This window comes from Streptomyces cyaneofuscatus (assembly GCF_042718795.1).
GTDB classification, from domain to species: Bacteria; Actinomycetota; Actinomycetes; order Streptomycetales; family Streptomycetaceae; genus Streptomyces; species Streptomyces cyaneofuscatus_A.
The window spans coordinates 144,911-167,396 of record NZ_JBHXOX010000012.1 but is presented as its reverse complement, the minus strand read 5'-3'; the positions used below and the strand labels follow the sequence as shown (position 1 = coordinate 167,396).

General features: G+C 70.2%; 15 protein-coding genes and 1 pseudogene. 12 read left to right on the top strand and 4 right to left on the bottom strand.

The genetic code is table 11. The features are described from left to right. Nucleotides 1–35 precede the first annotated feature (35 nt). On the top strand, nt 36–1,070 hold the full coding sequence (locus ACFWRT_RS16270; protein WP_380949810.1) for a mannose-binding protein: 1,035 nt from the start codon (nt 36–38) through the stop codon (nt 1,068–1,070). Nucleotides 1,071–1,136: 66 nt separating this feature from the next. On the opposite strand, the gene ACFWRT_RS16265 is transcribed toward ACFWRT_RS16270, so the two are convergent. Further along, a complete protein-coding gene (locus ACFWRT_RS16265) occupies nt 1,137–1,640 on the bottom strand; it encodes a hypothetical protein (protein ID WP_380949811.1) in 504 nt (167 codons plus the stop codon). 701 nt (nt 1,641–2,341) lie between these two features. On the opposite strand from ACFWRT_RS16265, the gene ACFWRT_RS16260 reads away from it, so the two are divergent. The 4 genes from ACFWRT_RS16260 (at nt 2,342) to ACFWRT_RS16245 (ending at nt 6,163) form a co-directional block, all read left to right on the top strand. Next, the gene (locus ACFWRT_RS16260) at nt 2,342–2,797 is read left to right on the top strand and encodes a helix-turn-helix domain-containing protein (protein ID WP_380949812.1); all 456 of its coding nucleotides are present in this window, start codon (nt 2,342–2,344) and stop codon (nt 2,795–2,797) included. Nucleotides 2,798–3,066: 269 nt separating this feature from the next. Further along, a complete protein-coding gene (locus tag ACFWRT_RS16255; RefSeq protein WP_380949813.1) occupies nt 3,067–3,594 on the top strand; it encodes a M48 family metalloprotease in 528 nt (175 codons plus the stop codon). Further along, complete coding sequence (locus ACFWRT_RS16250) at nt 3,591–4,961, top strand: MAB_1171c family putative transporter (RefSeq protein ID WP_380949814.1); 1,371 nt, start codon at nt 3,591–3,593, stop codon at nt 4,959–4,961. The genes ACFWRT_RS16255 and ACFWRT_RS16250 overlap by 4 nt, the downstream gene beginning before the upstream one ends. Further along, nucleotides 4,958–6,163, top strand: a complete 1,206-nt coding sequence (locus tag ACFWRT_RS16245; protein WP_380949815.1) for a cytochrome P450 family protein — start codon at nt 4,958–4,960, stop codon at nt 6,161–6,163. Before ACFWRT_RS16250 ends, ACFWRT_RS16245 begins: the two co-directional genes overlap by 4 nt. Before the next feature lie 276 nt (nt 6,164–6,439). Here ACFWRT_RS16245 and ACFWRT_RS16240 read toward each other — a convergent pair whose 3' ends face one another. Beyond that, nucleotides 6,440–7,429, bottom strand: a complete 990-nt coding sequence (locus ACFWRT_RS16240) for a hypothetical protein (protein WP_380949816.1) — start codon at nt 7,427–7,429, stop codon at nt 6,440–6,442. A 24-nt stretch (nt 7,430–7,453) separates the two neighbouring features. On the opposite strand from ACFWRT_RS16240, the gene ACFWRT_RS16235 reads away from it, so the two are divergent. The 7 genes and pseudogenes from ACFWRT_RS16235 (at nt 7,454) to ACFWRT_RS16210 (ending at nt 18,087) form a co-directional block, all read left to right on the top strand. Next, complete coding sequence (locus ACFWRT_RS16235) at nt 7,454–7,579, top strand: hypothetical protein (protein ID WP_380949817.1); 126 nt, start codon at nt 7,454–7,456, stop codon at nt 7,577–7,579. After that, a complete protein-coding gene (locus ACFWRT_RS16230) occupies nt 7,576–8,925 on the top strand; it encodes a cytochrome P450 (RefSeq protein WP_380949818.1) in 1,350 nt (449 codons plus the stop codon). Before ACFWRT_RS16235 ends, ACFWRT_RS16230 begins: the two co-directional genes overlap by 4 nt. Before the next feature lie 114 nt (nt 8,926–9,039). Then, nucleotides 9,040–10,242: a cytochrome P450 family protein gene (locus ACFWRT_RS16225; protein ID WP_380949919.1), complete on the top strand. Its 1,203-nt coding sequence runs from the start codon at nt 9,040–9,042 to the stop codon at nt 10,240–10,242. 319 nt (nt 10,243–10,561) lie between these two features. Further along, entirely contained in the window at nt 10,562–11,122 is a 561-nt protein-coding gene (locus ACFWRT_RS16220) for a hypothetical protein (RefSeq protein WP_380949819.1), read from the top strand. 53 nt (nt 11,123–11,175) lie between these two features. Next, nucleotides 11,176–11,340: pseudogene (locus tag ACFWRT_RS37645) on the top strand (RNase A-like domain-containing protein); the annotation flags it as partial. 1,170 nt (nt 11,341–12,510) lie between these two features. Next, on the top strand, nt 12,511–17,658 hold the full coding sequence (locus ACFWRT_RS16215; protein WP_380949920.1) for a DUF6531 domain-containing protein: 5,148 nt from the start codon (nt 12,511–12,513) through the stop codon (nt 17,656–17,658). A 27-nt stretch (nt 17,659–17,685) separates the two neighbouring features. Further along, nucleotides 17,686–18,087, top strand: a complete 402-nt coding sequence (locus ACFWRT_RS16210; protein WP_380949820.1) for a DUF7919 family protein — start codon at nt 17,686–17,688, stop codon at nt 18,085–18,087. Between the two features lie 773 nt (nt 18,088–18,860). On the opposite strand, the gene ACFWRT_RS16205 is transcribed toward ACFWRT_RS16210, so the two are convergent. Next, nucleotides 18,861–20,189 (bottom strand): class I SAM-dependent RNA methyltransferase, encoded by a 1,329-nt coding sequence (locus tag ACFWRT_RS16205; protein ID WP_380949821.1) that lies wholly within the window; start codon nt 20,187–20,189, stop codon nt 18,861–18,863. 113 nt (nt 20,190–20,302) lie between these two features. Beyond that, nucleotides 20,303–22,351, bottom strand: a complete 2,049-nt coding sequence (locus ACFWRT_RS16200) for an APC family permease (protein WP_380949822.1) — start codon at nt 22,349–22,351, stop codon at nt 20,303–20,305. Nucleotides 22,352–22,486: the final 135 nt, after the last annotated feature.

Below are 22,486 nucleotides of genomic sequence, written 5' to 3'. Positions count from 1 at the left end.
CTACGTTGGGCGCGCCACCGAGGAGGAGTCACCGCATGCCCCCCGAGCCCCCCACCCCTGGCGCCGGCACCGCGGCAGCCACCGCCGGCGCGGAGAAGACCACCCCCGCGCCCCCATCGCCCACCGCACCGGCGGAGAAGAAGCCGGAGGCGACCACCACACCGGAGCCGGCTGCCACACCCGAGCCCGGCGCGCCGGCCGAGCCCTCGCCCCCGGCCGCACCGCCCGCGCCGGCCGAGGCGGCCAAGGAACCGGGCGAGGCCCGCGCGGAGGGCGCCGCCCTGGCGGCGGCCGTAGGAACCGCGCCGGAGACCAAGACGCTCACGGCCGTCGACAGGGGCCGCCCCCGCACCCCGGTCCTGGCGGGGGCCGTGTTCATCGGCGCGGCCCTGGTCGCGATCCCTGTGCTCCTGATGGGCAGCGCGAACGACGAGGAGCCCCGTAACACCGGGACGGCACCGGTCGCGGGGAGCGCCGACACGGTCCTGAACCCCGAGACGGCTCCGGCGGCCCTGGAGGACTACGTGGCGGTGAAACCCACACCGTCCGCGACCGAACAGAAGAAGATCACCCCACCGAAGGCCGCCCCGGCCGCCCCCGCCCCGCAGCCCGGCACGAGCGCCCCCACCGAGCAGCCCAATCCCAAGTCCTCCTCGAAACCGAAACCGAAACCGACGCCGAAGCCGACGCCGAAGGCCTCCCAGGAACCGAAACCGAAGGCGAAGCCCAAGGCGGCCCCGAAGCCGAACTGGGGCACCCAGACGGTCTCCGCGACCAGCTCCATCGGGGTCGGCCAGTCCTGGGCCACCAACCGCATCCGGATGACGATGCAGCCGGACGGCAACCTCGTCGTCTACAACGAGCAGAACAAGCCCATCTGGGCGGCGATGACCTTCGGCGAGAACCACCGGGCGATCTTCCAGCCCGACGGCAACCTGGTCATCCACAACGGCGACGACCGCGCGATCTGGGCGTCCAAGACCCACGATTTCGGCGGCGCCCGGATGGTTCTCCGTTCGGACGGCAAGGTGGTCATCGTGCACAACGGCAGGGTGGTCTGGTCGACCTGACGGGCCGGGCCCTGACGGCGACCACATCTCGCCGAAGCAGTCCGGACTCCGAGGACGGGGTGGTCATCACCCGCCCAGCCGAAAGAACTCCCGGTAGAGGCCGAGCTGACGCGTGAGCATGTGCGACCCGTGGTGAGGATGGTGGCCGAGCGCCGCCGCCGCACGCAGCAGAGGTGTCTCGCGCGGCTTCATGATCACGTCGGCCACCACGGTGCCCGGGGGCAGCGCAGCGGGGTCGATGGGCAGGGGGTCGTCGGCGCGCAGCCCCAGTGCGGTGGCGTCGAGAGCGATGTCCACGGCTTCGAGCTCCGGGGTCGCGGCGCCGGTCACCCGGCCCGGCCAGCGTTGTGCGAGGCGGGAGACGAGCGTGTCCAGCTTCCTCCCGTCGTGGTCGCAGACCGAGAGGTGCCCGGCACCCGCCTGGCGGACGGCGGCGGCGATCGCGCCGCCCGCGCCCCCCGCACCGACCAGTGAGACGCGCTCGCCGTGGGGTGAACGGCCCATCGAGGTGGACTCCGGCCGGCCACACAGCCCCCGCTCGGCCACATCGATGTGCAGGAGGGCCTGCACGGCCGCGTTCTTCCAGGTGTACTCGCCGGAGGGCTCGCCGATCTCACCGATGGCCTCTGCCTGTCACGACGGCCGTCCCCGAAGCGAACGGCGTGCTCCCTCAGCGTTTGGGGCAGCGGCCGAATCAGCTCGGCACGGAGCATGTCACTGCACCTCTCGGTCGATGGGGCTTCCGGCGTTCCTCGACCGCTCCCGGATCGGACGGGGACGCCGGGGCCGACGCACGGTGCTGACCATCGGTCTCAACTCGGCACGCCCCTGTCGCCCCCCTGACCATCCCCCTACGAACTCCCTGACCTCGCGGCCGCGGAACAGGCACGCTGCAGCCGATCCCGAGCTGTCGCGTACGCGGGTCAAGGCCCTGGCCGCCCTGGACGGGCTGCCGGCGGAAGTCAACACGGGGCAGTCGGCGTCACCGCGAGCCGGCCCCGTCTCTCTCTCCCCCCCGCCGCCCGGCCGCATGGCGGACGCCGCCGGGGGCGGGCCGTCGGCCGAGCTCACCCCCGTGAAGCTCGACCCCGGCCCGGCGGCGGCCCTGCGGCCACCCGCCCCCTCGACACTTCAGTGGCGACGAAGCATTGGTAACGTACACCAGAGTGACGGCCCGGCGTCAACCAAAGTGTCGCCGGGGTCGGCCCGAAGGGCTTCGAGACACACTGTGGTGGGCCAAGGCCCGGCATCACGCCAAGGAGGTCGTGTACGTGGAGGATGACCGGTCACCCACCTTCGCCCAGCTCCTGGACCACCTCTTCCGCGAGGTGCACCCCCCTTCCCGGGGGCCCTACACCTACGCGGAGGTCGCGGAGGGGATCCGTCGGGCCGCGACCGGGGAGGGGCGCGGGGTCACGGCGAGCGCCATCCAGCAACTGCGCACCGGCGCCAAGCGGAACCCGACGCGGCACACGATCAAGGCCCTGGCCGACTTCTTCGGCGTACCGGCGGGCTACTTCGTCGACAGCGAGGCGGCCGAACGCACGAAGGCGGAGATCGGCCTCCTCGCCGCGATGCGGGACCAGGACGTCCGCAAGGTGGCCCTGCGCGCCAACGGGCTGAGTGTGGACAGCCTGAAGATGCTGTCCACCGTGATCGAACAGGCCCGGAGGCTCGAAGGACTCACCACCGACGACAGCCCGCAGGACCTGAACCTGGACGACTGAACCGCGCACCGGACGGCGATCGCACGATCCCCGCCCGGTGCCTAACCGACGAACCCCCCTGTGGCCGCTCATCGCCGGGGGGCATCGGGCGTTTCCCAGGACAAGCCCGGCATTCTGCCCCGGACACCGTGTCGCAGCGGCACCCCACCCTCGGAGCGGCGTCGCGAACATGTCAGCATTGGTGCGCTCACACAGAGCTACCCAGGAGAGATCCGCCCCGCCGGCCACCCCCGCCGGTCACCCCCGACCGGCGTCACCGGAGTGAGGACATGGACTTCGAGCAGCTTCGCGCCGCGTGTGAGGCACGCGTCGAGGCGCTTGCGCTCCCGCACCGCTTCAGCACCCGCGACCTCCGCGACGCCGTGGCCGAACAACGCGGACGCCCCATCATCCTGCGCCCCCTGAGCACGCTGGGCGCCCTGGACGCCCCGTGCGGCATCCGTCTGGAGACCCCGGACGCCGACCTGTTGTTCTACGAGGAGGCCACCTCCCCCCTCCACCAGAACCACATCCTCGCCCACGAGATCAGCCACATCGTCTGCGACCATCCCGGCAGCCTGGAACTGGACCAGGACACGCTGCGCGCGATCGGGTTCGACCCCACCCTCGTCCAGCGCATGTCCGGCCGGACCAGCTACACGAGCGAGGACGAACGCGAGGCCGAGGTGATGGCCAGCGTGATCCGGCAGCTCATGTACCGGGGGCGCGAAGGCCCGCCGAGCCGGCCCGCCAGGGGCGCCGAGAGCTGGGACGCGCTGTTCGCCGAGCCACACAGGAAGAAACGCCACCGGAAATGATCAATGTCCTGTTCACGGGCACGGCCGTCGTGCTGCTGTGCTTCGCCGCGTACTGGGTACGGGGACGGGGCGGACACCGCCCCACGGGCACCTGGGCGATGGCGGCGCTGCTGACCTCGTTCGCCCTAGCCTTCGCCTCCTACGCCCCCGCCGTGGAACGCGCGGTCGAATCGGTGGTCCCCCACGTCGCCCGGCTCCTCAGCAACACCTTCACGCTGACGGCGGCCACCGCGGTCCTCGCCTTCCTCTTCCAGCTCAATCTGGACCGGGAGCGGGCCGACCGGCAGATCCGACTGCGCGTCATCGCGCTCGCGGTCTCCGTCACCGGCATGACCGCCTTCTTCGTGGCCGAACAACTCACCGGCCGTAACCCGGTGTTGTACGCGTGTTACGTGCTCATCTACATCTCCTACCTGGGGCTCACGGCCAAGGACTTCCTGCTGCAGACCTGGGCCCACTCCAAGCGCTCGACCCGGCGCAGTCAGCGCTGGGGCCTGCGCACGACCTCCGTCGGCTGCGGCTTCGCCCTCCTCTACGCCGCGTACAAGCTCTTCGCCCTGATCTCGATCGGCCTCGGTCTGGGGCTCGTTCCCGACCATGCCCGGTGCTCCAGCCCGTTGACCCCCTTCCGCTGCGCGTTCAGCGTGACCGCGCCCGCCGTCGCCGTACTCCTCATCACCGTCGGACTCACCCTTCCCGCCCTGCTGTGGCCGCTCAGCCGACTGCGCCGCCGCCGCTGGGAACGGAACTCGTTCACCGCCCTGGAACCCCTGTGGCGGGAGGTCACCTCGGCGGTCCCCGAGGTCGTGCTCGACCCGGGCACCCCCGAAGTCGACGCCCATGACGTCGACTTCCACCTCCACCGCCGGGTCATCGAGATCAACGACTGCGTGCTGGCCCTGCGCCCGTACCGCCGGACAGCGGTACGGGACGCCGCGGCGGCCGAGGCCGCCCGCCGGGGAACGGCCAAAACCCCCCAGGGCGAGGCCGAGGTGGAGGCGGCGGTCATCGCCGCGGCCGTCGCCGCGAAGCGCACCGGGCTCCCCCGCGAAGGCGACGAGGCCCCGCCCGCCGCCGGCACCCGCTCCCGCAAGGGCGACCTCCCGGCGGAGACCGCGTGGCTGCTGCTCGTGGCGGCGGCCTACACGCGGCACCCGGCACCGGAGACCGCGGAAGAGGCCTCGCCGAACGACCCGACGCCCAGGACCGCGGAAGCCGCCGCTCGGCCCGGAAGGACCGGCGCCTCGCCGACCCACCCGACACCCGAAAACGCGAAAGCGACCTCGCCGAGCCACCCGACACCCGGGAGCGCGGCAACAACCCCACCGACCCACCCAGCACCCAAGAACGCGGGAGCGGCCTCATGACCGCCCCGCGCCCGCGGCAGGACCCCCTGCGCGACCCGCGCTTCTTCACCGACCCCTACCCCACCTACGACAGGCTGCGCGAGCGCTGCCCGGTCCAGCGGATCCCCACCGGCTCCGGCGGCCACCACGCGTACCTCATCACCGGCCACCCCGAGGCCCGCGAGGCGTTCACCGACCCCCGCCTGTCCAAGGACACGGCCCGCTTCTTCGCCGACCGCCCCTCGAACCGCGACCTGCACCCGGCGGTCTCCCGCACCATGCTGGCGAGCGACCCGCCCACCCACACCCGCCACCGACGGGTGGCGACGCCCCTGTTCACCACCGGACGCGTCCGGGCACTGCGCCCGTCCATCACCCGGGTGGTCGACGGCCTCACGGCGGCCTGGCGGCCGGGCATGGAGGTCGACCTGGTGGCGGAACTCGCGCTCCCCCTCCCCATCACGATGATCTGCGAACTGCTGGGTGTCCCGGAATCCGACCGCGCCGAGCTGGCCACCTGGTCCCACGACCTCTTCGACGCGACGGACACCACCATCGTCGACGCCGCGTCGCACCGCATCGGCGACTACCTCACCGACCTCGTCGACACAGCCCGCGCCACCCCCGACGACGCCGCTCTCCCCTCCCTCGTATCCCTCGTACGCGACTGCGAGGAGGGCGGCCTCGACCGGGACGAGACCGTCTCGCTGGCCGCACTCCTCGTCGTCGCCGGGCACGAGACCACCACCCACTTCATCGGCAACGCCGTCCTGGCCCTGCTGCGGCACCCGGAGGCGTTCGACCGGCTGCGCCGGGACCCGGACCTGGTCCCCGGCGCCCTGGACGAACTGCTCCGCTACGACTCCCCGGTGAGCGTCGCCACCTTCCGCCACAGCACGGAGGACCTGAGCATCGGCGGGACCGGCATCCCGGCGGGCTTCCCGGTTCTCATCGCCCCCGGCGCCGCCAACCGCGACCCGGCGCACTTCCCCCACCCGGACCACCTGGACCTCGACCGCGACGCCACCGGCCACCTCTCCTTCGGCCACGGCATCCACCGCTGCCCGGGCGCCCCCCTGGCCCGGGCCGAGGCGGAAACCGCGCTGCGCACCCTGGTGACCCGCTTCCCGAAAACCCGCCTGGCCATCCCGGCGGACACCCTCACCTGGCGCCGGACCCGCCTCACCCGCGGCCTGGCCACCCTGCCCCTCGTCCTCGGCTGACCCACCCCACGCGGATGGAGGCGGAGGCAACCCTGTCCTGTCCAGACGGGCCACCCGGGCGAGAAGTCCGCCACCCGGCCCACCGCACGCAGCCGCTCGCGTACGCCGCCGAGCCCGAGCGTCGTCTCCAGGTGTTCGCCCGCCACACCGAAGGCCTTCAGCACGGCCCCGTTCAGATCGGCCTTCTCCCCCGTGGTGAACCGGGGCATTTACGGCGGAAACCTGCGCATCCTTACTACGTCCCCCTCCCTCGCCGCCGCCCCGTCCGCTCTCCTGTCAGCTCTGGAGTGCCACACACTCCCGGAGCAGCGGTTCCAGGCGCAGCAACGGGGTCTCCTCCCGGTCGAACACCTGGAGGGCCTCCAGGCAGGTGACGATCCAGCGGGCTTCCTCCTCGTCCTCGTTGCGCACGGCCACAGCGGTCACCGCGCTCTCCAGGTCGAACGGATCCTCCTTGAACTCCTCGGCAAGGGCCCGGTAACCGGTCGCGAGCAGCGGGTCCGCATACACGCCGGTCGCCTCGACGAAGGCGCGGGCCTCGGCCCGGTCCGTGCGCAGTCCCGCCAGGCGATCCAACGCCAGTGCGGCGTCGCCCAGTTCGCCGTGGAGGCGGTGCGCCCGGTCGACCAGGAGCGGCCATCCGCCGGTCAGCTCGTGGAGCCGGTCGAGGCGGTCCTCCGTGTGGAACCTCTCGACCCGCTGGGCCCAGCCGCGCAGGGTGCGGCGGTCGTGCCGGCGGAGCACGACGGGGGCGGCGGAGGTGGGCTCGGAACCCGTCAGCAGGCGGCGCCAGAGGCCCAGCTGGGTGGGATCGGTGACGATGACGACCGCACGGGTCACCCCCGGGGTGGTGGGCAGGAGGGTCTCGGCCCAGTCGACGGCCTGCCGGGGCGCCTCCGGCCTGGCGTCCGGGTAGCGGGCGAAGTCGCTGATGACGACCCGCCGTTGACGCGGGAGTCCGCCCACGAGTTGCTGCTTGTACACGCCGGGCTTGCCGATGGGCGGCAGCGTCCAGTCGACGATACGTCCGGCGATCGCGCGAAGGGTGTCGCCGACGTCCCTGACCCCGGTCGCGGTGGTGCCGAGGACGACCCTGGTCTGGTTGGACCGTTCGCCGAGAAGGTCGTCGAGCTGGGTGACGGTGAGCGGAGCCGGCCGGTTGTCGGGCAGTTCGGGGCGGCCCTCCTGGACGATGCTCTCCTGGAGCTCGCAGTCGCGTTCGGCCCTGAGCAGACGGGCGTCCACCTCATGGGACGTGCCGATCATGCGCAGGGCGTTCGGTCCCCTGAGATGCCAGCCCTGGCCGTGCCGGACGCCCCGCTGGTGACCTGCGACGCACGGGACCGGGCCTGCTCGATCCGGGCGCTGATCGCCCTGGTCCGTCACCTCATCGACGTCGCCACGGAGCCCTCATGAGCACGCCTCACCCCACGGCGGGGCCGGCCGTCGGCCGCCCCGTGACCGGCGCCCCCGTCAGGGGGGCCGCACTGTACGGACCCGACCTCGACGGCAACACGATGCCCGCGCTGTACGAGGAACTGCGCCGCACACACGGCCCGGTGGCACCGGTGTCCGTCGCCCCCGGCATCGACGCCTGGCTGGTCCTCGGCCATCGCGAACTGCTCCGGCTCACCCGCGAGGAACAGGATCTCTCGCACGACCCGCGCCGGTGGAGCCTGCTGCGCGAAGGGCGGGTGCCGCCCGACTCGCCGATCCTGCCGATGGTCGGCTGGCGCCCCGCGCTGCTCTTCGCGGACGGGCAACAGCACCGCAGGATGCGCGTCGCCGTCTCCGACGCGCTGGCCGGGATCAACGGGCACGAGCTGCGCCGCAGCGTACGAACCACCGCTGAGGCGCTGATCGCCGGATTCGCGGCACACGGCGAGGCCGACCTCGTCGCCGCCTACGCGCGCATGCTGCCGATGCGGGTGATCGCCGGGCTGCTCGGGGTGGACGACCGGACCGGCCGGGAGCTGGTGGAGGCGGTGGGAGGCATGGTGTCCGCCACCAGCGGGGCGGCGGACGCCAGCCGCAGGATGGGCGCCATCCTCCTGTCACTGATCGAGGAGAGGCGGCGGGTGAGGGGCGAGGACATCGTCTCGGCACTGCTGCACCATCCGGCGCGGCTCACCGACGAGGAGGTGCTGCACAACCTGGTGGTCATGTTCGTCGCAGGCAACCAGACCACGGTGAACTGGATCGCCACCGCGCTGCGCATCCTGCTCTGCAACCCCGCGCTGCGCTCCTCGCTGAGCGGCGGCCACCTCAGCGTGGACGACGCACTCGACCTGGTCCTGTGGCGCTTCCCACCCACCCAGAACTTCCCGGCCCGCTACGCCACCCGCGACATGAGGTTCGGCGGCCAGGACATCCGGGCGGGCGACATGCTGATCCTGGGCCTGGCGGCGGCCAACGCGGATCCGGAGATCCTGCCGGCCGACGGCACCCCTGTGGTAGGCAACCGCTCCCATCTGGCATTGGGCGCGGGCCCGCACACCTGCCCCGCCCAGGACCCGGCCCGACTGATCACCCGGACCGCGGTCGACACGATCCGGCACCGCCTGCCGGACCTGGAACTGTCGGTCCCGGAGAGCGAGTTGAAGCGGATCGACTCGCCTTGGAGCAAGGGACTGGGCACACTCCCCGTACGCTTCGCCTCACCGCAGTTACCACAAGGCTCGGTGCCCTCCCAGGCGGCCGAGGCCCCCGCCCCGACGTGGCCGCACCGGAACACGGTGGAACCACCGGCCCGGCCGCACTGACCCGTTCGGAGCCCGCCCTTCCCCGGCTTGTCTCTCTCCCCCCTCCCCCCTCCAAGACCTGGAGCCCTGTTGAACACATCACCGCTGAACCCCGCAGCCGACCGCCCGCACCGCCTGGACCCGGCGGGCGGTTGCCCGCACGCGGCCAACGCCCGGCTGCTGGCCCAGGGGTCGGTCACCCCGGTGGTCCTCCCCGGCGAGGTGCGGGGGATGGCCGTGCTGGGCCACGACGCGCTGAGGGAATTCCTCGCGCACCCCGACGTCGCCAAGAACGCACAGCACTTCGCGGCGCTCCAGGCCGGGGAGATCGCCGACGGCTGGCCGCTGAAGACGTTCGCCACGGTGCAGGGGATGACGACCGCGGACGGCGCCGACCACCGGCGGCTGCGGTCGCTGATGAGCAAGGCGTTCACGGCCCGCCGGGTCGAGGAACTCCGCCCTTATGTAGCGGAACTGACAACCCGCCTGCTGAGCGGCCTGGAGTCGGCCGCCACCGAGGACGGCGTCGTCGATCTGCGCACCCACTTCGCGCTGCCGCTGCCGATGGGCGTCATCTGCGAACTGCTGGGCGTGGACGAGGCCCACCACGACCGGCTGCACCATCTCTCCAACCAGATCGTGGCCACGGACATCGGGCCGGCCGAGGCGATGGCGGCCAACCGGGAGATGGTGGAGGTCCTGAGCGCGGTCGCGGCCGCCCGCGCGGCCGACCCGGGCGACGACCTCACCAGCGCGATGATCGCGGCCCGTGAGGAGGACGGCGACCGGTTCAGCCCGCACGAGCTGATCGGCACGCTGATGCTGACCATCATCGCGGGGCACGAGACGACGCTGAACCTGATCACGAACGCCGTACGCGCCCTGTGCACCCATCGGGACCAGCTCGACCTGGTCCTGACCGGCGGGGCGAGCTGGGCGGACGTGGTGGAGGAGACCCTGCGCTGGGACAGCCCGGTCAGCTACTTCCCCTTCCGCTACCCGACCCGCGATCTGACCCTGGACGGCACCGTGATCCCCCAGGGCACCCCGGTCCTGGCGGGCTACTCGGCGGCCGGCCGCGACACCCGGGCCCACGGCCCGGACGCGGCACGCTTCGACATCACCCGCCCCGGCACATCCCGCCACCTCTCCCTGGGGCACGGCGCGCACTACTGCATGGGCGCGCCCCTGGCCCGCCTGGAGAGCACCACGGCCCTGGAACAGCTCTTCACCCGCTTCCCGGCCTTGGACCTCGCGGTCCCGGAGCCGGAACTGCCACGCCACGCCTCGTTCGTGGGGAACAGCGTGCGGACGTTGCCGGTGCGGCTGACGGGGTGAGAGGGCGCCGCCACGACGGGGAGCAGGTGAACGGGCAGGGCGAGGGAGTAGCCCAGCAGCGCCACCAGGCCGACGAGGACCGCACCACGCGCCCCGATGACGGCGAGCACCGTCCAGTACCGCCCGTCCGCGTCGGCCAGGGACCCCTTGAAGCGGGCCATCAGGCGGGACGACCAGTCGGCACCTCCGCTGAGGACACCGAGAAACAGAGCGGCCTGGCCCCACGGCAAGCCGCTTCCCGGCAGCTCTTCGTCTTTTTCACGGTCGTGACCTCAATTCCCTACAAGCCCTGATCGACCGCCGAGAAAGGCCGCACCGCATGTCGCCCGTCGATCAGTCGTCCTGGGACGCCGCAGTACGCCACCTGTACAGGGACGCGTACGCATACGTCGCCACAGGACCCCGCCACCACGAGGCCTGGGCGCTCGACGTCCTCACCGTGATGGCCCGGGTTCCGGACCCCAGAGGCTGGGCCGGCGTCGATGACGCGGCGCAGAGCCCGGAGCGTGCGGGCGACCCCAAGTACCCGTTCGCCGACCACCCCCCGGAGTACATCGCACCGCGCCTCAAGGAGATCGACCGGGGCAGCGCCGAGAACCTGCTCCTGGCCCTCACGGAGACCGGATGCACCCTTGCCAACCTCCAGTACTTCGCCGAATCCCCGGACGAGCTGCGGGCCATGGCGCGCACGATCCTCGCTCGGTACGGGGACGGGGCCAGGTACTACACGAATATGAACAAACAGGGCAGCCCGCCCGGCATCATCGACTTCACGCTGAAAAGCCTCGGGTACAGCCCGCTGAGTGTGTGCATGGAAGACTGTGGCCTCGTCATCGTCTCGGACACCGAGGTGGGCCTGGTCTGGAGCTTCGCGGACTAGTGAGTCTGTACGCGCGCAGGTCCTGTCCCGGAGATGTGAGAGGGACCCCCGGGCTGACCCGTTCCGCCTCCTACCCCGACCGGGAGAGCGCCCAGTGGGCCACCCAGCAGGTGGTGACCGCCAACGAACAGGCCGTCCACCGCCGACTCGCCCGGAACACCCGGGTCCGCCTCACCCTCAAGGCAGCCCGGCCGTCCCGCGAGGAACCCCTGGGCCGACAAAACTGCAGGTCAGGCACCCTTCCCGACCGGCTCCAGAATCGCCGCGCACTCCACATGGTGCGTCATCGAAAAGATGTCGGCCTGAGCATGTGACGGAAAAGCCCAGGCCAGATACCCTCTCTCGGCTCGACGGCCTGCGTGGGGCCGCCTGGAGCGTCAAACGAGCGTCACTGCTGGCAGCCGGTGCACAGGCCGCCGGACCAACGTCACCCATCGGGTCCACGCCCGCCAGCTGCGGACCCCAACTCACCCGCTATGCCCCGCACCATCTGTCCGACCGACATCGTGGGTCATGCCCGCCGGTCGACAACATTCGGCTCCCGCGCCAAGGAACTCCTCGGGCATGGACGCCAACAGCCTCGCGCTGTACCGGATCTCCATAACCGACCCGGCCACCCCACGGGGTGAGAGTTACGGGGCCATGGCGGATGACCGCGGAGTGAGGGCGCCTGTAGGTTGCGGCCAGATGGGCCGACCCCTGCAGCACCTTGCCGTCGACGTCGACAGCTCGGCGCGCCCGGCCCTGCGCCGCCTGCCTCACGCCGGCTCGCGAGGCAGGCGCCAACGCCCCGGTCGAAGGCGGCACCGACGACAGTTGCCGGCACTCGGCCGATCATGGTCCACGAAGCCACAGCGCCACCAGAAGCTCTACTCCCGCACGTCGATGGCAAGTGAGGTCCCGCGCACGAGGCGCACCTTGATTCCCCCCACCAGTCGCCACAACCACGCCGGTCCCAGATAGGAAACCCAGGCTTGGCCGACTGCTCTCCGGGTGTTCAACCACCGCTTCCAGGACGGAAAGGCGTGTTCACGCCAATCGCTCACCAAGGGACGGCTGGTCAACCATCCGACCAGGGGAGACTCTGGGCGCCACTCGGTGTGACACGTCGGGATTGAGCCCCATTCAGCACCGTGCGTTAGTTCGATCCACTTTCGGATCAAGCATCATCCCGACTCTGTTCACGATCTACTCACGGGTGATGCACAGTGCGCACACAAGCGCGAAGACTCCTCACCACACTCCTGGCCGTGGCGCTCCTGGCCGTTCCAGGGGCCATCCCCTCCTGGGCCTCCCCCGGAGACCGACAGACCTCCATACCGCCATCGACTGCCATGGAGACGGCCTCCGCGAGAACAGCGTCGGACCTTCCGAAGCCGCCCAAGGCCATGACGCTGGCCGAGAGACGCCAGCAGATGAGGCGCGACCGGGGCGAGCTGTCGCCCATGCACAACTACATCGCTCCGCGCGCAGTAAAGCCGGCCGGCACACCGCACCCCCGTCCCACCGAGCCCGCCGACCGGGGCCCGGCCGCCGGCAAGTTGGCATCGCCCTTCGGCGCGCAGGCAACAGGGAATCCGTCTTGGGTCAGCGCGTACGCCACTGCTTACCCGGCGATGCTGTCGATCGGCGGGCAGTTGCAGCTGCCGACGGGCACGGCGGCATCCCAGGTGTCCGGGATGTGGCTCTACGTCCGCGACGAGGCGGGGAACTTCGTCCTCCAACAGGAGATCAAGCGCTCCACCGGAGACCCCTCGGGCCGCTACCTCGACAACGGCGCTTGGTGCTACGGATGGTGGCCAGGCAACGCACACCCCGCCGACCAGTGCTTCTGGTGGAGCGGCAGCATACTCGGGGGGCATCTCGAGGACGGCAAGAAGTACTACGCCTGGATCTTCCTCACCGGCACGGACGGGTCTTCGAGTCCGGGCGGAACCACCTCTCCCCTGGTGGAAGCCTTCTACACGCCTGACATTCCCGGGGCTCAGGCAGGCATCTGCACCTGCTACGCGCAGGCTCACCGTGCTGACCCGGTCAACACGGCGACCGGCATGTTCTTCGAACAGCTCACCGACGCGTCGCTGGTCGGCCCCGGTGTGCCACTGGCCCTGGAACGCACCTACCGTTCCGACTCGACCACGGCGGGCCTGCTCGGCCGCGGGTGGGCATCACCGTTCGACTCGAAGCTCACGGTCGCGACGGGGAAGGTCACCTACCGGGCGGACGACGGGGCGTCGTTCGTGTTCGCGCAGAACAGCGACGGGACGTACAGAGCCGCGGCCGGGTCGGCGGCCAAGCTGGTCAAGGGCACCAGTGACTACATCCTGACCACGCCCGACCACACCAGGCGGACCTTCACCAGCGGTGGTCAGCTCGCCTCCGTCGTGGACAAGACCGGGAAGGGGCTGAGCCTGACGTACACGTCCGGCAAGCTCGCCTCTGTCAAGGACGCCGCCGGACGCACAACGACGTTCACGGCCGGTGCCGACGGGCTGCTGACCAAGGTGGCCCTGCCGGACACGACGTCGGTGTCCTACGGCTACACCGGTGGTCTGCTGACCTCGGTGACCGACCCGGCGGGGAAAACCTCTTCCTACACGTACGACGCGAACAAGCGGCTCTCGTCCTACACCGACCCCGCAGGCGGCAAGGTCAGCAACACCTACGACACCGCAGGCCGGATCACTTCCCAGACCGACCAGAACGGCAAGACGACCACGTTCGCCTGGGACGGCCGTCGCGAGTCGCACACCACGGCGCCCGACGGCGGTGTGTGGACCGACCTGTACTCCGGCAACGTCCTCATGTCGACCATCGACCCGTACGGCAAGAGCATCACCTACGACTACGACCGCAATCTGCGGCCCGTGTCCATCACCGACCAGCGTGGCAACACCACGTCGATGACGTACGACAGCGCCGGCCGCATGCTCACGCGCAGTTCACCGGCGAGCCTCGGCTACAAAGAAATCTGGACCTACGACACGTCGGGCAACATCACCAGCCACACCGACGGCCGCGGCAACAAGACCACGTACGCGTACAACACGTCCAACCAGCTGACGACCACCACCGACCCGCTCGTCGGCACCACCGCCTACACATACACGACACTCGGCGCCATCCAGACGGTGAAGACACCACGCGGCAAGGTCACCACCTACGGCTACGACACAGCCGGGAACCGCACGTCGGTGACCACACCCCTGGGTGAGAAGGCGACGTTCACCTACGACGCGGCCGGGCGGATCCTGTCCAAGACGGACCCCCGTGGCAACGTCACCGGCGCCGACCCCGCCGCCTACACAACGATGTACGCCTACGACGGGCGAGGGCTGCTCAGCTCGGCCACCGACCCTCTGGGCCGCACCACGACCTACACCTACAACGGCGCGGAACAGCTCCTCACCGCGAAGAACCCCGACGGCGAGACCACTGCACTCGCCTACGACGACGCCGGGCACCTGACCCGAACGACGGACCCGGTAGGCAAGTTCGTCACCCGCACCTACAGCGCCGCCGGACACCTCGCCTCCGAGACGGACGCAGCCGGCAACAAGACCACCTACACCTACGACAAGGTGGGTCGCCTGCTCACCAGCGTCTCCCCGCGCGGCAACGTCGCGGGCGCCGACCCGGCCGCCTACACCACGAGCTATGCCTACGACGCCGCAGGCAACAGCACCAAGGTCACCGGACCCACCGGCGCGTTCAGCACCACGACCTACGACGCGATCAACCGGCCCCTGGTGAACACCGACCAGCTGGGCCACACCACCGGCTACACGTACGACGCCAACGACAACGTCACCAAGGTCACCGACGCCGCAGGCAAGACGACCCTGTCCGTCTACGACAAAAACAACCGGCTCACCAGCAGCACCAACCAGCTGAGCAAGACCACCACCTACACCTACGACGCCGACGGGAACCTGCTCAGCAGCACCTCCCCCCTGGGCAACAAGGAGAGCTGGACCTACGACGACGACGGCCGCCAAGCCACCGCCGTCGACCCGCGAGGCAACGTCACCGGTGCCTCACCCGCCCAGTACACCACCACCTACGACTACGATCCGGCCGGCAATCCGACCGCCGTCACCGACCCGCTCGGCAACGTGACCAGAACCGAGTACGACGCGGTCGGGAACGTCACCCGGAGCACGGACGCCGACCAGCGCGCCACCACCTACAGCTACAACAAGCTCGACCAGCTGACCACCGTCACAGCCCCCGGCGGGGCAGCCACCACCTACGGCTACGACGCGGTCGGCAACATGACGGGTCGCACCGACGCCAACAACCACGTCACCACCTACGCTTACGACGCCGCGCACCGCCTGACATCGGTCACCGACCCGCTGGACCGGGTGACGTCGTACGCGTACGACGCGGACAGCAATCCGGTCAAGGTGACGACGCCCCGCGGCACCACCACCCGGACGTACGACGTCCGCGGCCTGGTCACCAAGATCGACTACTCGGACTCCACGCCGGACGTCACCTTCGGCTACGACGACGCCGGGCAGATGACGGCCCGTGCCAACGCGAGGATCTCCGAGGACTTCGTCTACAACTCGGTCGGCGACCTCACCAAGACCCGCGGCTTCGCGTACACCTACGACGCCGCCGGGCAGATGCTCACCCGTAAGTACGCCGACGGCAACACCATCGGCTACACCTACGACAACGACGGCCGCACCGCCACGATGACGGCCGACGGCACCACCACCACCTACACCTCGGACCCGGCGGGCAACCTCACGAAGACGGCGCTGCCCAACACGGAGACCGAGGAGCGCACCTACGACCGGGCGGGCCGCGTGACCGCCGTCACGTCCGCCAAGGCGGGCACGACGGTCACCAAGACCGCCCTGACGCTGTCGGCGGCCGGCCTGCCCACCCGCGTCGACGTCACCCGGGCTGGAGTCGGCACCGGCGGTTACGACCAGACCTACGACACGGCGGGCCGTATCACCTCCGGCTGCTACCCCCAGCCCTGGGTAACCGGCTGCGCCGCGACACGCGCCACGTCCTACACATACGACAAGGTCGGCAACCGCTTGACCTCCGCCCTCGGCGCCACGTCCACCAGCTACGCCTACGACGACGCCGACCAGCTCACCTCCACCACCACCGGGGCCGCCACCACCGCATACGAGTACGACGCGGAAGGCAACCAGACGAAGGCCGGCGCCGACACCTTCACCTACGACCTGGCCGGACAGATCTCCTCCGCCACCGTCGCAGGCGCCAACTACGCCTACGACCACGACGCCAGCGGCAACCAGGTCGCCACGCTCAAGGACGGCGCGGTCACCAGCCGCACCCAGTGGGACCCCAACGCACCCCTGCCGATCCTCGCCACCGAGTACGACAGCGCCTGGACCGTCAAGCAGTCCTACCGCTACGACCCCCTCGGCCAGCCCGCCGCCACCAAAACCGGCACGGGCGCGGTCTTCTACTACCACCACGACACCCAGGGCTCCCCGCTCGCCGTCACCAGCAGCACCGGCACCCTCCACCAGCGCTGGGCCTACGACCCCTACGGCACCCGCGTCCTGGGCACCGTCACCGCAGGCGCACCCTCAAGCACCCCCACCTACACCGGCGCCCGCTACGAGACCACCACCGGCAACATCGACCTCCACGCCCGCCAGTACAACCCCGCCACCGGCCGCTTCAACAGCACCGACCCGGCAACCCGCAGCACCTCAACCCCCTACGTGTCCCCGTACGCCTACGCCGACAACAAGCCCACCCTGCTCACCGACCCCAGCGGCCGGACTCCCGAAGACCCGAATGACAGTGTCGACGGCATCGGCGACGTGCTGGGCATCTTCGGGAACGCCTTCGTCGACGTCGTCAAGTCACCGTTCGTGTTCCTCGGTGACGCGCAGGACGCCTTCACCGGCGAGAACGGCGGCGCCGGCGCCTTCCTCGACAAGTACCTCCCCGTCCGCCCCGCCTACCGCCTCTACCGCGCCGAGTACATGCTCCGCCAACAAGGCTGCGACGCACTCGCCGACCTCTACGCCGAAGCAGCCGACGAACTCACCCAACAGCTCGCGGTCACCGGACTCGGCGGACTGACCGGGTGGCGGCGAGCAGCCGTGGCACCCGAGTTGCGCGGACACAGCATTCCCTCTCACGGTAAGGGCGTCGGCCCGGCCCGCGTTCGCATCCCTGGCGGGCGGCCGGACGGCCAAGCCGTCATCGCGGGCCACGGGGCATACATCCGAGGCACCGGGGACACTCAGATGCCTAGCGGCACCTGGGGCTACCTCTATGTCGAGGACGGGAAGATGCTCGGACAGCCCGTCGGGCTTGCCGTCGAGCAGGGCAAGAAAGTGAAGCCCACGGAGGTCTTCGGACCCGGCAAGGACATCCCGAACTACACCGTGTTCCCGGGGACCGACCTGAGGATGATGTCGGGGTCGATCACGGTGAGCAAGCCCACGCTGCTCAGCGATATCCTCAAACCCAACATGGGACCCGTGCACATGGCCTTCTGCCGAGAACACTGCAACCCACGCTGAGGAGTGGTTATGCCACACTTCCCCGACATGACCGCCTACGTGTACGACACATCGGACCAGGAGATGCTCAACGTCGGCTGGTTGGCGCCCGATTGTGCTTACCGCACCGGGATCGTGGATGACCGTGTGATCGATGCGTTGAAGGCCCTCAGCAGTGCCTACGACAACCAGACGCGCGGTGTTCACGACTGCGAGTTCTGCTCCACCGAACGGCCCGTCATCCTTGGTGGTCCGGCCTTCGACACCCAGGTGTGGCTCGGCTCCGCTGAGATCCGGGCTCAGGACACCGACGGCACTGTCTACTCGGCCCCCAACCTCGTCATCCACTACATCACGGAGCACCGCTACTGCCCCCCCGCGGAGTTCTGCCGGGCGGTAGTCAGGACGGCTGGGATGGATGGCCCTGACGAGCTGGTCTTGGCTGACTAGCTCCAAGGGAAGGCAATCCGCAGGTCCCGAGATCCAGGCGGGAGACGCAGCGTCCGGCCACCTCAATCAGGTGGCCGAACGCTGGTCTCATGGGCCGAGCCCTTCACCGACAGCGACAATCTCGTCGAAGGGAAACGCGCCCAAGTGGGAAGCAACTTCCTTTTCGACTGCCAGTCAGCTGCCTCTCCGTGACGGAGGCCTCCGGGACATAGCTGCGGGTACGTGCTACCTGCTCGTTGACGGAAATACCGGAGAATGCCGACTACTGGGTGCAGTCGAGTCTGCAGAGCTCGACCTCTTCTGAACTGACCGGTCAAAACACCCGCAGAGCGTCCAGGCAACGGATCGGTGGGCCTCTGACCCAGCTCCCAAGGTGATCCTGGGCACGCGCGCCGGCACAGCCGACAGGGGCCCCAGTCCAGAAGCTACGCTCGCTTGCCTCGGCCTACTGACTCACGCAGGCGAAGCAGGCCACGTCGGGACAGAGACCTCCGTGCATCCCCTTGGGTCGACGGCCGGTTCCACAAACAGTCGCACGGCGGCTGACCGCGTCCCGCAGACAGCCGATGCACACGACGACTCAGAACAGGGCGGACCTGCGAGCGCCACACGAGCGTCAGGACTCTCCGATCTCGACCCTGAAGGTGTCGCCGACGCAAGCGCCCCCCTGATGAATTCGCAGGTCAGGAATGCACGAGGGGTGATCCGTCCCCTCGACCCGCCGCACGAAGGGAAACAGGTCGAGCAACCCACCCGAACCACAAAGCGGCATTTCAGGCACCCTTGTCCGCAGGCTCAAGAATCGCCACGCACTCCACATGGTGCGTCATCGGAAACAGATCGAACGCCCGCAGCGTCCGCACCCGGTACCCGCCCTCCGCGAAGTACGCCAGGTCCCGCGCCAGCGCCGCCGGGTCGCAGGCGACGTACGCGACACGGCGCGCCCCCAGCGACACCAGGTGCTTGACCACCTGCTTGCCCGCGCCCGCGCGGGGCGGGTCCAGGACGATCAGGTCGCACTCCGTGATGCCCGTGCGGGGCAGGACCTGGTCGACCTTGCCCTGTTCGATGCGGACCCGGTCCAGGTCCTTGAGGTTGTGGCGGGCGTCCTCGACCGCGCGCTTGCCGGACTCGATGCCGAGCACCGCGCCCTTCTCGCCGATGCGCTGGCCGATGGCTCCGGCGAAGAGGCCGACGCCGCAGTAGAGGTCGAGGGCCGTGTCGTTCTTGCGGGGCAGCAGGCCCTGCATGACCGCGCGGACCAGGGTGTTGGCCGCCTGCGGGTGGACCTGCCAGAAGCCGCCGGAGCCGACGCGGTACGTGCGGTCGTCGGCGCGTTCGCGGACGAAGGCGCGGCCGTGGACGCGGTGGACGCCGCCGTCGTGCTCCTCGACCCGGAGTACGGAGACCGGCTTGTCCAGCTCGACCAGGGGGAGCCGGCCGCCGGGCTTCGGGGTGAGGATGACCTGGCGGTCGTTGGAGCCGGTCGCGGTGATGGCCTCGACTGCGGCGATCTGCGGCCATTCGCGCTTCTCGACGCCGAGTTCCGCGACGCCGGGTGCGGCGATCAGGCAGCGGTCGACCGGCTGGACGTCGTGCGAGCGGTGCTTGCGCAGACCCGCCCGGCCGTCCGCGTCGACGGTGTACTGGACGCGGGTGCGCCACGCGGGGACCTCGCCCGGCGGGAGCTTGTCGCCCTCGGCGGGCATGACCGTGCCGTCCCAGCCGGCCTCCTCGGGCGTCAGGCCCGCCAGGCGCTGGAGCTGCTCGGCGATCACCTCGCCCTTGAGGCGGCGCTGCGCGCCGGGCTTGGCGTGCTGCCAGTCGCAGCCGCCGCACATGCCGGGGCCGGCGTACGGGCACGGGGCCTCGACCCGGTCCTTGGACGGCTCCAGGATCCGTACCGCGTCGGCCCGCAGGAAGCGGGAGTCCGTGTCGCCGTCGGTGACCTTGGCGATGATCTTCTCGCCGGGCAGCGTGTGACGGACGAAGAGGACCTGGTTCTCGGCGGTACGGGCGATGCAGTGGCCGCCGTGTGCGACGGGACCGACCTCGACCTCGTACTCCTCCCCGACCAGCGACGACGTGGGTGCGTTCTGCATGAGGGGAGGCTCCAGGGAGGAAGGGGGCAAACGGTCGGGCCTGCGGCCGGACAACAGCCGTCCAGTCTACGTGGGTGTGGTCAGGACGCCGACCACGACCGGCCGCCCCCGCCTCAGCCCTTCCGGCCCGGCTCCTTGTGCCGGCGTTCCACCGGGCCCCGCCGTACCGAACCCGGTGCGCTCCAGTCCGCCCGCCTGCGCGCCCGCTTCTTCGCCGCCTCGGAGGACTGGAGCTGGTACGGGACGGAGGTGACCATCACGCCCGGGGTGAACAGCAGACGGCCCTTGAGGCGCAGGGCGCTCTGGTTGTGGAGCAGGTGCTCGTACCAGTGGCCGACCACGTACTCCGGGATGTACACGCTGACCACGTCGCGCGGGCTCTGCCGCCGCAGGCCCTTCACGTACTCGATGACCGGGCGCGTCACCTCGCGGTAGGGCGAGTCGAGGATCTTGAGCGGTACGTCGATGCCGCGCCGTTCCCAGTCCTCGCGCAGGGCCTTCGTCTCGTCCGGGTCGACGCTGATGGAGAGCGCCTCCAGGTGGTCGGCGCGGATCAGCTTGGCGTAGGTGAGGGCGCGCAGGGTCGGGCGGTGCAGCTTGGAGACCAGCACGATCGCGTGGACGCGGGAGGGGCGGATCGTCTCGTCCGGGGAGGCGTTCTCGGCGGAGATCTCGGCGGCCACCCGGTCGTAGTGCTTCCGGATCGCGGTCATCGTGCCGTAGAAGATCACCATGCCGAGCAGGGCGACCCAGGCGCCGTGGCTGAACTTGGTGGCGAGGACGATCACCAGGACCACGCCGCAGAAGAAGGCGCCGAAGGCGTTGATGGCGCGGGACCGGATCATGTGCCGGCGCTTGGCCGGGTCGCTCTCGTCGGCCAGCAGGCGGTTCCAGTGCCGCACCATGCCGGTCTGGCTGAGGGTGAAGGAGACGAAGACGCCGACGATGTACAGCTGGATCAGGCGCGTGGAGTCGGCTCCGTAGATCCCGACCAGCAGGATGGCGGCGCCGGCCAGCAGCACGATGCCGTTGGAGAAGGCGAGCCGGTCGCCGCGGGTGTGGAGCTGGCGCGGCAGGTAGCGGTCCTGGGCAAGGATCGAGCCGAGGAGCGGGAAGCCGTTGTACGCGGTGTTCGCGGCCAGGAAGAGGACCAGCGCGGTGGCCGCGGCGAGCATCATGAACAGGAACGAGCCATGGCCGAAGACCGCCTCGGCCACCTGGGCGATCACCGGGTCCTGGGTGTAGCTCTCGCCGACCGGGACGCCGTCGCGGAGCAGGTCGACGGCCGGGTTCTCGGCCATCTTGACATCGGTGGTCATGGCCAGGGCGATGATTCCGCAGAACATGGTGACGGCGAGCAGGCCCATCATCGCGAGGGTCGTCGCGGCGTTCTTGGACTTCGGCTTGCGGAAGGCGGGCACCCCGTTGCTGATCGCCTCGACGCCGGTGAGGGCGGCGCAGCCGGAGGAGAAGGCACGCAGGAGGAGGAAGAGGAGCGCGAAGCCGGCAAGGCCCTGGTGCTCGGGCTTGATCTCCAGCTCGGAGGTCGGGGCGTGCATCGCGTCGCCGAGGACCAGGCCCCGGAACGCGCCCCACAGCAGCATGAGGAAGACGCCCGCCACGAAGAGGTAGGTCGGGACGGCGAACAGCTTCCCCGACTCCTTGACCCCGCGCAGGTTCATCAGCGTGAGCAGCACGATGGCGCCGATCGCGCAGAGCGTCTTGTGCTCGATGACGAAGGGGATCGCGGAGCCCAGGTTCTCCACACCGGCGGAGATCGACACGGCCACGGTGAGGACGTAGTCGACCAGCAGCGCGCTGGCGACGGTCAGTCCGGCCCGGGGCCCGAGGTTGGTGGTGGCGACCTCGTAGTCGCCGCCGCCGCTCGGGTACGCGTGGACGTTCTGCCGGTAGGAGGCGACGACCGTGAACATGAGGACCACGACGGCCACCGCGATCCACGGGCTGAAGTGGTACGCCGACACACCCGCGATGGACAGCACGAGGAGGACTTCTCCGGGTGCGTACGCCACCGAGGACAGCGGGTCGGATGCGAAGACGGGGAGCGCGATGCGCTTGGGGAGAAGGGTCTCCCCCAGCTTGTCGCTGCGCAGCGCCCGCCCGATCAGGATCCTTTTGGGCACGTCGGTCAGTTTGGACACGTCGAGGATCGTAAGCGGCCGCCGTGCCGGTCAAGCGCGCCTGATCGGCGTGACACCCCTGTTCTCCTGCGGCGGGAGCAGAATTCAGCCGTAATCCTTAACGCAATCCTTGCGAACAGCGCAGCGCTTTTACTC

Excerpts from the sequence above, each read along its gene's own strand:
- ACFWRT_RS16250 (WP_380949814.1), top strand. The coding sequence starts at position 3,591 with ATGATCAATGTCCTGTTCACGGGCACGGCCGTCGTGCTGCTGTGCTTC.
- ACFWRT_RS16270 (WP_380949810.1), top strand. The coding sequence starts at position 36 with ATGCCCCCCGAGCCCCCCACCCCTGGCGCCGGCACCGCGGCAGCCACC.
- ACFWRT_RS16240 (WP_380949816.1), bottom strand. The coding sequence starts at position 7,429 with ATGATCGGCACGTCCCATGAGGTGGACGCCCGTCTGCTCAGGGCCGAA.
- ACFWRT_RS16230 (WP_380949818.1), top strand. The coding sequence starts at position 7,576 with ATGAGCACGCCTCACCCCACGGCGGGGCCGGCCGTCGGCCGCCCCGTG.
- ACFWRT_RS16210 (WP_380949820.1), top strand. The coding sequence starts at position 17,686 with ATGACCGCCTACGTGTACGACACATCGGACCAGGAGATGCTCAACGTC.
- ACFWRT_RS16205 (WP_380949821.1), bottom strand. The coding sequence starts at position 20,189 with ATGCAGAACGCACCCACGTCGTCGCTGGTCGGGGAGGAGTACGAGGTC.
- ACFWRT_RS16220 (WP_380949819.1), top strand. The coding sequence starts at position 10,562 with ATGTCGCCCGTCGATCAGTCGTCCTGGGACGCCGCAGTACGCCACCTG.
- ACFWRT_RS16255 (WP_380949813.1), top strand. The coding sequence starts at position 3,067 with ATGGACTTCGAGCAGCTTCGCGCCGCGTGTGAGGCACGCGTCGAGGCG.
- ACFWRT_RS16235 (WP_380949817.1), top strand. The coding sequence starts at position 7,454 with ATGCCAGCCCTGGCCGTGCCGGACGCCCCGCTGGTGACCTGCGACGCA.
- ACFWRT_RS16245 (WP_380949815.1), top strand. The coding sequence starts at position 4,958 with ATGACCGCCCCGCGCCCGCGGCAGGACCCCCTGCGCGACCCGCGCTTC.
- ACFWRT_RS16215 (WP_380949920.1), top strand. The coding sequence starts at position 12,511 with ATGACGCTGGCCGAGAGACGCCAGCAGATGAGGCGCGACCGGGGCGAG.